Source organism: Nocardia caishijiensis NBRC 108228 (assembly GCF_001612825.1).
GTDB lineage: Bacteria > Actinomycetota > Actinomycetes > Mycobacteriales > Mycobacteriaceae > Nocardia > Nocardia caishijiensis.
On record NZ_BDBE01000030.1, the window covers coordinates 1 to 12,438 of the forward strand.

The 12,438-nt window shown below is 66.7% G+C and carries 10 protein-coding genes; 4 read left to right on the forward strand and 6 right to left on the reverse strand.

Annotation, left to right across the window (positions count from 1 at the left end; all coding sequences use genetic code 11):
- Positions 1–12: 12 nt before the first annotated feature.
- The 5 genes from NC7_RS13270 to NC7_RS13290 form a co-directional block, all read right to left on the reverse strand.
- Positions 13–1,152 (reverse strand): low temperature requirement protein A, encoded by a 1,140-nt coding sequence (locus NC7_RS13270; protein ID WP_067982768.1) that lies wholly within the window; start codon positions 1,150–1,152, stop codon positions 13–15.
- A 133-nt stretch (positions 1,153–1,285) separates the two neighbouring features.
- The gene (locus NC7_RS13275; RefSeq protein ID WP_067982771.1) at positions 1,286–2,380 is read right to left on the reverse strand and encodes a Zn-dependent alcohol dehydrogenase; all 1,095 of its coding nucleotides are present in this window, start codon (positions 2,378–2,380) and stop codon (positions 1,286–1,288) included.
- Positions 2,377–3,951 (reverse strand): class I adenylate-forming enzyme family protein, encoded by a 1,575-nt coding sequence (locus tag NC7_RS13280; RefSeq protein WP_084458467.1) that lies wholly within the window; start codon positions 3,949–3,951, stop codon positions 2,377–2,379. The genes NC7_RS13275 and NC7_RS13280 overlap by 4 nt, the downstream gene beginning before the upstream one ends.
- Positions 3,952–4,003: 52 nt before the next feature.
- A complete protein-coding gene (locus NC7_RS13285; RefSeq protein WP_084458468.1) occupies positions 4,004–5,164 on the reverse strand; it encodes a CaiB/BaiF CoA transferase family protein in 1,161 nt (386 codons plus the stop codon).
- Between the two features lie 37 nt (positions 5,165–5,201).
- Positions 5,202–6,650, reverse strand: a complete 1,449-nt coding sequence (locus NC7_RS13290; RefSeq protein ID WP_157101983.1) for an aldehyde dehydrogenase family protein — start codon at positions 6,648–6,650, stop codon at positions 5,202–5,204.
- A gap of 284 nt (positions 6,651–6,934) precedes the next feature.
- Between NC7_RS13290 and NC7_RS13295 the strand changes: the two genes are divergently transcribed.
- On the forward strand, positions 6,935–7,588 hold the full coding sequence (locus NC7_RS13295) for a TetR/AcrR family transcriptional regulator (protein ID WP_218017648.1): 654 nt from the start codon (positions 6,935–6,937) through the stop codon (positions 7,586–7,588).
- Positions 7,589–7,612: 24 nt separating this feature from the next.
- On the opposite strand, the gene NC7_RS13300 is transcribed toward NC7_RS13295, so the two are convergent.
- Positions 7,613–8,890, reverse strand: a complete 1,278-nt coding sequence (locus NC7_RS13300; RefSeq protein WP_067982784.1) for an MFS transporter — start codon at positions 8,888–8,890, stop codon at positions 7,613–7,615.
- Between the two features lie 506 nt (positions 8,891–9,396).
- On the opposite strand from NC7_RS13300, the gene NC7_RS13305 reads away from it, so the two are divergent.
- The 3 genes from NC7_RS13305 (at position 9,397) to NC7_RS13315 (ending at position 12,404) form a co-directional block, all read left to right on the forward strand.
- Entirely contained in the window at positions 9,397–10,239 is an 843-nt protein-coding gene (locus tag NC7_RS13305) for an N-acyl homoserine lactonase family protein (RefSeq protein ID WP_067982787.1), read from the forward strand.
- Positions 10,240–10,391: 152 nt separating this feature from the next.
- Positions 10,392–11,411 (forward strand): SDR family oxidoreductase, encoded by a 1,020-nt coding sequence (locus NC7_RS13310; protein WP_201449880.1) that lies wholly within the window; start codon positions 10,392–10,394, stop codon positions 11,409–11,411.
- Positions 11,412–11,468: 57 nt separating this feature from the next.
- Positions 11,469–12,404, forward strand: a complete 936-nt coding sequence (locus NC7_RS13315; RefSeq protein WP_067982791.1) for an alpha/beta hydrolase — start codon at positions 11,469–11,471, stop codon at positions 12,402–12,404.
- Positions 12,405–12,438 lie beyond the last annotated feature (34 nt).

Consider the following 12,438-nt stretch of genomic DNA (forward strand, 5'->3'; position numbering starts at 1 on the left):
CGGGGCTGTGATTCATGGGGAGGTGGTTCTCGCAGACGAGCGTGACAGTCGAACGGCCAGGCCGCCGAGGCCGAGCACGAGCAGCACCACCACTGACCACGGCGGCAGGTGGTAGGCCACGATCGAGGCCGCGACCAGCACAGCCGCGCCGACCACGCGCGGCGCCCAATCGCGTCGCGTCTCCCGGTAGAAATAGAAGGCCTGCGAGAGCAGGTAGACAGCAGGGCCGGTCAGGACGAGCACGCCCGCGACACCGGCGGGGGCCGTGTGGGCGTGGCCGAGCAGCATTTCCGCGCCCGCGGCGAACATCACCAGCCCCGCCACCACCCCGTAGATCGCGCTGAGCCCGAGATGCACGGCGGCGATCGGGTCGGCGGTGCGCGTGATGTGCCGGACCACCTGACGCTCGGCCCGCGCGAAGTACATCTGCCACAGACACACCAGCGCCACGAAACAGCCGAAAGCCATGGTCAGCACCAGGGCGTCGGCATGGTGTTCGGTGATGACCCGGCCCAGCGTCAACACGGTCTCGCCGAGCATGATGATGAGGAACAGCCGCATTCGCTCCACGATGTGTTCGGCGTCGAAGGCCAGTTCGCGCGAATGGATCCGCCGCCCGGGGATCGGGTGCGCCGCCCACGTGCCGATCAAGTCGATCGCGGCCGCGGCTGCCCAGAACCACAGGCGGCTCTCGGGTTCCACCGCCGCGCCGATCAGCCACAGGGGAGTGGAGACCGCGAACCACACCAACACCCGCAGGAAGTGCTCACGCAGAGCTTCGCCGGGCGCGGTCACCGCGGCGTAGACGCAGGGCCCGATCAACGCGGCCAACATGGGCACCACGAACAGCCACGGACTGTCGTCGAACGCGTGCGCGATTCCGGCGTTGGCGAACAGACCGAACGCCATCGCCACCACGGTGATGATCTGGGTGGTCTTGCGTTCGACGTCGAGCATGGTGATCTCGAACGTGGTGAACGTCCAGATACCGACCACCGCGATCAACGCGACCAGCGTCTCGGCCGCGCCCCGCCAGCTCAGATGCGACACCAGGTGATGAGTGAGCTGGCCCAACGCCAGGACGAAGACCAGGTCGAAGAACAGTTCGAGCGGCGACACCGCGCGTGCGAGCGGAAGACGCGGTGCGCTCATGGCTTCCTCCGTAGCTGTTCTCCAGCGGTGCCCAGCGAAGTGTCAGCATACCGATCGGTGCGGTCCGGAGCCGCTTGTCGGCACGCCGGTGGGCGCGCGTATCGCGGAACCGGTCGCGCTCCGACCGCGACCTTCAAGAGAGGACGACCGCTCGGGCGCCGTTCTCCCCGACGCAGTAGTCCACCGCCTTGGCGATGTCGTCGAAACCGAATGTCTCGGTGACCAATTCGTCCAGCAGCAACGCGCCGCGTTCGTAGAGCTCGACCAACTGTGGGATGTCGCGCTTGACATAGGCAGAGCCGTAGAGGCAGCCCTTGACCGTCTTGCCGGACATGACCACATTGTTGAACACTTCGACCACGCCCACACCGGGCCCCGCGCCGACGAGAACCGCGGTGCCACCGCGCCGGGCCATCGCCACCGCCTGATCGACGGTCTCCTGGCGTCCCGCGACTTCGATCACGACGTCGGCACCGCGGCGGCCGGTGAGCCGCTGCACCTGTTTGACGACGTCCGGGCCTGCGGTGAGGGTGTGGGTCGCACCGAGTCGGGTGGCGAGTGCGAGCCGGTCGGTGTGGACATCGATGGCGATGATGGTGGTGGCGCCTGCGATCCGGGCACCCTGTACTGCGTTCAAGCCGACCCCACCGCAACCGATGACCGCGACGGCGTCGCCTACCCGGACGCCGCCCGTCTTGACTGCGGCGCCGAATCCGGTGAGCACGCCACATCCGAGCAGGGCAGCGGAGGCGATCGGCACCCGGTCGGAGATCCGGATGGCCGCGCCAGCAGGCACGACGGTGCGTTGGGAGAATGTGCCGAGCCCGCAGAACTGGCGCACCGGTGTGCCGTCGAGACTCATCCGGGTGCTGCCGTCGGGCAGCGTGTGGGCGCCGAGCATGGTTCGCGGGCGGCCGCACAGGTGCTGTTCGGCGCGCTGACAGTAGTAGCAGGTGCCGCAATTCGCGAGCCACGACAACACGACATGATCGCCGACGGCCAGATCGTCCACGCCCGCCCCGACCTCGGCGACGACACCGGCACCCTCGTGGCCGAGCACCAATGGCACGGGTGCGGGGAGCTTCCCGGAGAACACCCCCACGTCGGAATGGCAGACACCGGTGGCGGCGACATCGACGACCACCTCGCCGGGACCGGGTGACGCGACCTCGATCTCGGCCAGCCGCAGTGGCGCACCAGCCTGTTCGAACAGCGCTGCTCGTGTCATGTGTTCGTCTCCGTTGTCATGGGCTGTGCGTAGGTGTCGCGCAGCACGTTCTTGAGGACCTTGCCGTTGGCGTTACGTGGCAATTCGCCGACGACGTAGAAGTGTTTGGGCACTTTGTATTTGGCGAGACGTTCACCGAGCCAGCCGCGCAGTTCCTCGGTGTCGATGCAGCTGCCTTCGGTCGCGACGACGAGTGCGGCACCCACTTCGACGTAACGCTGATCCGGCACGCCGATCACGGCGGCGTCGGCGACATCGCGGTGTCCGGTGAGCACCATCTCGATCTCGGCGGGGTAGACGTTCTCACCGCCGCTGCGGTACATGTCCTTGGCCCGTCCGGCGATGGTCAGAAAGCCCTCGGCATCGACGCTGCCGAGGTCACCGGAGTGGCACCAGCCATCGATGAAGGTGGCGCGGTCGGCGTCGGGCCGGTTCCAGTAGCCGATGCTCACACCGCCGCTGCGCACACAGATCTCACCGACCTCGCCGACAGCGGTGCGTGAGCCGTCCGGTCGGACGACCTTGATCTCGGTCATGGCCTGTGGGGTGCCGATACTGCTCTCGTGGCCTCTGGCCTGATCGAACTCGAGGCTGGTGCTGACCGCGCCGCCTTCGGTGAGACTGTAGGACTGCACCAGTTCGACACCGGGAAGGCGGTTTTCGAGTTCGTCATAGACCCACGGCATCACGATGTCACCGCCGGTGACGATGCGCCGCAGCGTCTGCGGTACGCGTTCGACGATGTCCTCGTCGCCACGCAGCAGATCGAACAGCATGAAGGGGTAGAGCAAAACATCGGTGGCACCGTGCCGGTCGGCGACGTCCAGGAAGTTCTCGAGCGTGAAGTTGCCCGACGGGAAGGTGATGGCGGTGCCGTGGGAGGTCAGCGCCGGCAGCAACAGGACCTCGAAGCCGCCCGCGTGGAACAGCGGCCCACTGGTCTGGCTCACGGTGTCGCTGCCGATGCGCCAGCGTTGCGCCTGGATCGATCCGATCCACAGGGCGTTGCCGTGGGAGAACAACGCGCCCTTGGGTCGTCCGGTGGTGCCCGATGAATACATCAGCGACACCGGGTCTTCGGCGCTCACGACCGGGAAACCACTGGCATCGGAGTCCTCGGCGGCGAATTCGGCAAGTGCGACAGCTCCATCGAGGGAACCGGAATCGCTTCGCGCGACATAGGTTGTCACCGCGATGTCGTCGCGGATACCGGCCAATGTGGCGCCGAATTCGGGATCGAACACGAGCACGCCGGGATCGGAATCATCGAGCGCGAAAAGCAATTCCGGTGCGGTGAGCCGCCAGTTGAGGCGTACCGCGATCGCGCCGACCCGACCGATGGCCAGATAGAGGGCGATGTAATCGGTGCAGTTGCGCAGCAGCAGACCCACCCGGTCACCTTTGCGCACCCCTGCCTGTTGCAGCGCGCGCGCGTAGCGCAGCTCGGCGGCGCGCAGTTCGAGCCAGCTCAACGCGGGCTCGTCACCGAGGGCCACCGCGGGCCGGTTCGGATCGACGGCGGGCATCTGCGCGGCGATGGCGTCGGTGATGTAGTTCAGGCTCATCCCCATCGGATGCTCCGGCGAGTGAGGCGGCAGTGACTCATTCGTTGTTCCTTGTCTCTCAGTGGACCGCGCCCGCGGCACGGAGGGCGTCGAGCTCGGGTGGATCGAAACCCCAGTCGAGGAGTGCGCCAGTGGTATTCGTCCCCGCCGGTACCGACGGACCTTGGACCCGGCCGGGAGTACGGCTGAACCGCGGCGCAGGCGCGGGCTGCAGCACACCGTCGACCGGGACGAAACTGTGTCGTGCCAGGGCATGCTCGTGCTTCAGCGCTTCGTCGAGGTCGAGAACCGGTGTGGTGCAGGCTTCCCGCCCGGCGAAGGCGGTTTCCCATTGCGCGCGGGTGCGGGAGAAGAACACCTCCGCGAACCGGTCACGCATCGACGTCCAGCCCGCGCGATCCCATTGGGTATCGGCGAGTTCGGGCTCCAGTCCGAGGACGTCGAGGAGTTCGGCGAAGAACTTGGACTCGATGGCGCCGACCGCCATCCATCCACCGTCGGCGGTTTCGTACACGCGGTAGAACGGTGCGCCGCCGTCGAGCATGTTCGTACCGCGCTCGAGCTCGAGCATCCCTGCCTGACGTTGGCCGTAGAAGACGCCGCCGAGCAGTGCGATGCCGTCGACCATCGCGGCGTCGACCACCTGTCCGCGTCCGCTGCCGCGAGCCTCCCACAGCGCCGACAGCAGCCCCATGGCCAGCATCAGGCCACCGCCGGCGTAGTCGCCGAGCAGGTTGAGCGGGATCGCAGGGGCGCCACCGCGCGGGCCCATCGCGGCGAGCAGGCCGGTCAGGGACAGATAGTTGAGATCGTGTCCGGCCGTCTGACTGAGCGGTCCGTCCTGACCCCACCCCGTCGCCCGGCCGTAGACCAGGCGGGGATTGCGCGCCCAGCATGCCTGCGGCCCCACGCCCAGTCGTTCGGTGACACCCGGCCGGTTGCCCTCGATGAGGGCGTCGGCCTGTTCGACCAGGCGCAGAACGGTTTTCACGCCGTCGGGGTGTTTGAGATCGATGGCCACCGATCGTCGTCCGCGATCGTTGACGAAGGCCGGTTGACGGCCGTTGCTCGCGCCCAGGTCGGTGCGCAGGGCACCGACGGCATCCGGTCGGTCGACGCGCAGGACCTCGGCGCCGAGGTCGCTGAGCAGCATCCCGCACCACGGCCCCGGCCCGAGCCCGGCCAGCTCGATGATCTTGAGTCCGGTCAACGGTCCCATGGGTTGCCTTTCGGTCGAAGTCGCTCGATCCATGACTTCACGACCCGACGAGAATCTGTTGGAGCTCGGTGAACCCGAGGATTCCCTCTGGGCCCGATTCCCGGCCCCATCCGGACGCGCCGACACCGCCGAACGGCGCGCTCATCACGGGACCGAAGGTGTTGACGGCGACCGCGCCGGCCCGGATCCGACGCGCCACCTCGACGCCGAGGTCGGTGTCGGCGGTGAACACCGCACCCGACAATCCGAAGACGGTCGCATTGGCCAGGCGAACGGCGTCGTCGAGATCGCGGTACACCTGCACCGCGGTCACCGGGCCGAACACTTCGCGCTGGACCAGCGCGGAGTCCTCGGACACGTGGGTGAACAAGGTCGGCTCGTAGAACCACCCGGCATCGAGGTGCGGTGGCCGTTTGCCGCCGGTGACCAGCTGCGCACCGTCGGCCGTGGCTTCGGCGACAAAGCCCTCGGTGCGGTGCCGCGCGGCCTCGTTGATCAACGGACCGAGATGGGTTCTCGGGTCGAGCGGATCGCCGATGGTCAAGCGCTCCCAGCCTGTCCGGAGCTTGTCGATCAGTTCGTCGTGTCTGCGCTCGGACACCAGGATCCGCGACAGCAGCGCGCACACCTGGCCCGCGCCGTTCGTCGCGCCGGGAACCAAGGCCCGCAGCGCCCGGTCGAGCGGCGCGTCGTCGAGGATCAGCGCGGGCGACTTGCCGCCGAGTTCGAGCTGGGTCCGGGCATAGCGGTCGTGGGTCGCGGCCAGCACGTCCTGGGCGGCGACATGCCCGCCGGTCAGTGACACCAGGTCGACCCTGGGATCACGAGTCAATGCCTTACCGATCTCCACCGGACCGCAGACGATGTTGACCACGCCTGGCGGGAAGCCCGCGCTCACCGCGCACTCGGCGACCAGCGCCATCGTCAGATGCGATTCGGGCGCGCCCTTGACGACGACGGGACAGCCGGCCAGCAGGGCGGGCACCACTTTGGACGCGATCGTGACGACGGGCCCGTTGTAGGGCAGGATCGCCACCACCACGCCCACCGGTTCCCGGCGCAACAGCACCTGCCCCAGCTCGGACGGCCGATGCTGTTCGCTCAACATCTCCTCGGCTTTGTCGAGCGCGGACCGCCATGCCGCCGTGGTGCCGAACCGGTGCAGTGCGCGCCCATGACGCAGCGGCATCCCCGCTTCGACGGCCCACACCACGTCCAGTTCGTTCGATCGCGCGTCGACGAGGTCGAACCAGCGAGCCGTCGCGGCCATCCGTTCGGGCAGGGGAGTGCGGGCCCAGGTCTCGCGCGCGGCGTCGGCGGCGTCGACGGCCGCGATCGCGTCGGCTACGGAGGGCTGTCGGACAACGGCGACGGGCTCACCGGTGGCAGGCGCGATGACGGTCCAACTGTCGCCCATGGCGGGACCGAGTGCGCCGCCCACCAGCACATCATCGGCATGGGCGACCTCCACTCCGGAGATTTTCACTATTCCACCTTCAGTCGACGATCTGTGTTCTGCCCAGGCTGCGGCCGGGCTGTTCTCGCGCCCTGGCAGAAATTCTATTCGGCTGTAGAATATATATAAGGTTGTTGAAGTGCAATGGGTTGCCGGGCTCCCGGGTGACCCGGGACCGGACGGCGCGGGCACGGGCGGGGCTACTGCTGTTCCGGCTGCGTGAGCGGCTTCCCGGGACGGGGCTTCGGGTTCGTTAGAATCGCCGCGGTGTCGGGACGGCCATGGCCTCAGGCGCACGGAGTTCGACAGGGAGGATGACGATGGGTGCGCCAAGCGCAGATAGCGATTCGGTCCACAGTGCCGAACCCACGACGCGGGCGATGCGAAAGCGTGCCGATCGCGTTCGGCTGATCGAACACACCGCGGCACGCTTGTTCGCCGAATATGGTTACGAGGCAACGAATTTCGAGGCCATCGGGGCGGCGCTGGACATGCGCGGCTCCAGCCTCTACTACTACTTCCCCTCGAAGGAAGAACTCTTCCTGCGCTGTATGGAGCACGCGGCCGCCGAGGTGTTTCCCCGACTGCGGGTGATCGCCGAGTCGGTAGGGGCGCCGTTGGACCGGCTCCGCGCGATGTTCCGCGAGGAAGCTGTCATCACGCTGGTGGAATACCCGGAGTTCATTCCGCTCTTCCTCAAGGTGCAGGTTCCGGTCGACTCGCTCGAACAGCGGCGCGACGAGCTGCGGCGCGAGCAGACCGCGATCTTCCGCCGAGTGGTCGACGAGCTCGTCACCGCACCACAGGCTATCCCGGCCGATCGCCTGCACGTGACATTGAATCTCGCCCTGGGTGGGCTGGCCCTGATCGGCGAATGGTTCAAGCCCGGCAGTGATCTCGGGGTCGAAGAATTCGCCGACCAGGTGTCGCAGACTCTGATCAGGATGTTTGTGGCCGATGGCGGCTAGCGGGTTTCATCGGCCTGTCTGGCGCTAGTCCGCAACAGCCGCTCGCGATGTCTGCGTCGCGGGCTCGGGTTCACTCGGCGGACGTACCCGCATCAGGACCAGCGCGACGAGCGCGGCGATCGTCAGGGGAACGATGACCGCGAGGTACATCGAGCGCGGCGTCAGCACGCTCGACGCGTAGCCGGCGACGATCGGCGACAGAATCGCACCGGCCCGGCCGACTCCCATCATCACGCCGTAACCCTTGGCCCGAGCGAGCACCGGATAGACGGCGGTGGACGTCGCGGTGTATCCGGTGAGCGCCGCGAAGACCGCCGCGCCGAGCACGGCCGCCATGGTCAAGGCGATGGGGCCGCGCAGTGTCACCGCGAACACGGCGATCGCGACCGCTGCCACCAGCGAGGTGACGGCGGCGATCCGCGCGCCGGCGAATTTCAGGCCGACCGCACCGAAAAGGGTGCCACCGATGACCGCGCCCAAGCCGATCATGATGCCTGCCATCGCACCGCTGCCTGCATCCCCGCTGGCGTTCTTGATCAACTGCGGAGTCCAGGTGCCGACGAAGTAGTAAGCGGCCGTCAGCATCGAATAGCCACCGGCCAGCAGGATCGTCCGCGTCCGCAGCGTCTGGCCCAACAGCCGGGTTTCGGCGATGGTGGCCCCGTGTCGCGTCGGCTCGCCGGTGGCCTTGCGCTGGAGGAACTCGTCGGATTCACGGAGGAAGACCGCCGTGACGACCAGAGAGACGGCACCGAAGGCCGCGCCGATCCAGAACATGCCCTGCCACGCGCCACCGACCCACGTGAGCAGCCCGGCTCCGGCGAAACCGGCCAGCATCGTACCGAGCGGATAACCGATCATGACCACACCCAGCGCGATACTGCGCCGATTCGCCGGCGCGCTCTCCTGGCCGAGCACGATGATCACCACGCTGATCGTGCCGATGGCGATACCGGTGACGAACCGGGTGAGCAACAACGTCTCGAAGTTGGTCGACAGGGCCGAGGTCGCCAGTCCGATCGTGTTGACCGCCAAACCGATCAACAGAACTTTGCGACGCCCGTAGACGTCGGCGAAGCGGGCGAGCCCGATCGCGCCGACGGCCATGCCTGCCAGGGCGGCGCTGACCAGGTATCCCTTCTGGGCGTTGGACGCGAATCCCTCCGGGAGGTACGGCATCGCGAAGCCCATCACCAGGACGTCGTATCCGTCGAGCATGTTCAGGAACGCGCAGAACAGGACGACAGCTATTTGATTGGGGCGCATGCCGATCGTGGCTACCCAGGACTTTTGTGAATTCATCGGATCTCTCTTGTTCTGCGCGAAGGAACGCTGCTCCTCGGGGCGCCGTCGCGGGCTGTCGGGGCCGGCGACGGGTGTGGGGGGAGTGGCGGTGCGGAATGGGGGCACCGGGGCCATCGGGGAGGGGACCGCAGGAGCTTTTCCCAGCAGCAGGATACGAGAAGATGCATGAAACATAATGCATTTTCGTCGAACGGTCCTGCGAGGAGATCTCTCGGATGTGCGCCGGATCGCTAGCCCACCGCGCCATGCTGCCGCGCTCGGGGCAACCTGCACGGGGGCTGCATTGTGAACTATCGATGCAGGTGACGCCATAAATCTAGTCATCTGTTGAATCTCGACGCATCTGACGATAGTATTCACACCACCCTGTGATCCACGGCACACACGGGCGGTCGGGGCAACTCGACTCTCCTTCGATCCACTACCTGTGAACGCACGCGATATTTAATGCTGAGAAGTCTTCTGAATTCTCGGCGCCGCACTTGCAAGACATTGGAGTCCCCATGGCAGCAACAAAGACGATCCGACGTGTATGGGCGCTCGACGCCCCTCGCCTCACTGTCGACTGCGGCATCTTGATGCTCGGCTCGGGCGGCGTGCAGGAGACGATCCCCGCGCCCACATTCCTCATCGAGCACGACGAGGGGCTGATGGTGTTCGACGCGGGCCTGGCGACCACCGGCGCCGGCGATCCCGCTGCCGCCTACGGCGAAATGGCCGCAGCGTTCCAGATCGATTTCCCCGCACACTACCGGCTCGACCGGCAGATCGAGGCCATCGGCTACACCACCCGCGACGTCCGTCGGATCGTGTTGTCGCACATGCACTTCGATCACACCGGTGGGCTCGACCTTTTCCCGCACGCACAGGGATTCATCGGCGCGGGCGAGCTGCGGTACGCCAAGACCCCGTCGAACCTCGACGCCGCCTTCTTCCGGGAGGAGGACATCGCGGCCGCCCAGAAGATCGCCTGGAACGAGGTGCCCGCCGGATACGATCACGACCTGTTCGGCGACGGCAGCGTCACCCTCCTCTCCTTGCACGGGCACACCCCCGGCACCCTCGGCCTGAAGTTGCGCATGCCCGACGAGAGCACACTCGTCCTCACCAGCGACGCCGCGCACAAATGGGACAACGTCGACCTGACCATCGGCATGCCGTTCGACGTCGACCGGCCGAGCAAGAACAACTCGCTGCAGAAGATCAAACTGCTCTCCACCCAACCCGGAACCACCGTGTGGATCAGCCACGATCCCACGGACTGGTCCGAGCTGCGAGCAGGAGGTTCGGAGATCACCAGCGCCGCGACGCTGCGAGCTCGCACGGCGGGCTCGGTATCTGTGTGAAGAGGCCGACGCCGTCCTGTGCACCGTTCGGGAGGCCGCTGCGGAAATTCTCGGCCCGCTGATTCGGCGTCGCCGAATCGGGTAGGCGCACCGTGGCCTCAGCTAAGCATAATGCGTAATTCTCGCTGAACGCCGAACTGAAGGGATCACGGATGTCAAGGATCAAGCTTCGACCACTCGAGCAGCAGGTTGCCGTCGTTGCCGGCGGATCGAGCGGTATCGGTCGAGAGACCGCGCTTCGGCTTGCCGCCGCAGGGACGAAGGTGGTGGTGGCGGCGCGCAACGAAGCGGGGCTGTCGACGCTGGTGCGTGAGATCGAGGACGGCGGTGGGGAGGCGGTGTATGTCGTCTGCGATGTGAGCGACCGGGCTCAGGTCGAGTCCGTCGCCGAGGCGGCCGTCGCGAAGTTCGGTCGTATCGATACCTGGGTCGCTGTCGCGGCCGTGGTGGTCTACGCGGACTTCGAACACACCACACCCGAGGAGTTCCGTCGGTTGATGGAAGTCAACTTCATGGGACAGGTGCACGGCTTCCAAGTGGCGCTGCCGCACCTGCGCCGGGCAGGCGGCGGTGCGCTGGTGTCGGTGGGGTCGGGTGAGACGGTGATCTCCATGCCGCTCAACAGCGCCTACGCCGCGTCCAAGCACGCCGTCGAAGGAATGCTCGACGCTCTGCGGCGGGAACTGCAAGCCTCGGGTACACCGATTTCGGTCACCAGTATCAAACCGGCCGCTATCAATACGCCGTTCTTCGACAACGGCCGCAACAAGATGGACGTGAAGCCGAAGGGCGCCCCGCCGTTCTACGACCCGGCGGTGGTCGCCGAGTGCGTCCTGTTCGCCGCCACCCACCCGGTCCGCGATCTCTACGCGGGCGGCGCGGCCAAGCTCATGAAGCTGACGCAGCACCTCACCCCGCGAGTGGCCGATGTCGTGCTGGCCAAGTTCGGGATTCCGATGGAACAAACCAAGGACGCGGCGACCGACACCGACGGCAATCTCTACGAGCCGAGCGGGGACGCACGCGTCCAAGGGGACTTCGGAAAACAAGCGCTGCCGTTCAGCCCCTACACCTGGCTGGCGACCCATCCCACCGCGCGCCGCCTGCTCTTGGCGGGCGCGGTAGGCGGGCTGGGAACACGATGGGCCGCCCGCGCGCGGTCCGTTGCCTAACAACCGACGCCAGTCGCGGACAGATCCACGAATCCCACCTGACGAGAGAGGAAGCTCATGACAACCGACAACATCGAACACGTTCGTATCAAGGCCCTGGCTTGGGACCTCGCGGCAGATATCTACTATCCGCCGGGATTCGACGCCGGACGGAAATACACCACGATCATCAGTGCCCACCCGACCGGCAGCTGTAAAGAACAGACCTCGGGCAATATCTACGCCACCGCGCTGGCCGAGCGGGGATTCGTGGCGATCGCCTTCGACGCGAGCTTCCAAGGTGACAGCGGGGGCGAACCGCGCCTGATCGAGGACCCCGGGTTCCGTGCGGAGGACTTCAGCTACGTCATCGACTATCTGGTCACCCAGCCCTGGGTGGACGAGAACCGGATCGGTGTACTGGCCATCTGCGGTGGCGGTGGCTACGCCGTCAGCGCCACCATGACCGAACGACGCATCAAAGCCCTCGGCACGGTGACGGGCGCGAATGTCGGGCGGCGAATGCTCGAGGGCTTCACCGAGTACGACCCGCTCGGCGCGCTCCAGGCGATGGCCGCGCAGCGCACCGCCGAGGCTCGCGGCAAGGACGAGCAGGTCAACGATCTGTTGCCACCGTCCCCGGAAGCGGCCGAGCAGGCGGGTCTGACGGATGTCGACCTGGTCGAGGCAACCGAGTACTACAAGACCGACCGCGGGCGTAAACCCAATGGCCGCACCAGCTTTCTGTTCTCCCGGCAGGCACGCCTCGTCGGATGGGATGCCTACACCCGCGCGGAGATCCTGCTCACCCAGCCGTTGTGCCTCGTCGTCGGCGACAAGCCCGGCGCGTTCGGCGCCTACCGCGACGCGTTCGAGCTCTACCAGCGCGCCGCGTCCAAGGACAAGGAACTCGTCGTCTTGGAGGGCGTGACGCACTACGACCTCTACGACCAGCCCGAAGCGGTATCGCAGGCGCTGGACCGCCTCGTGCCCTTCTTCACCAAACATCTCTGACGGACCGTCCGCACGGTGAGTCGGGTCGGCGAGC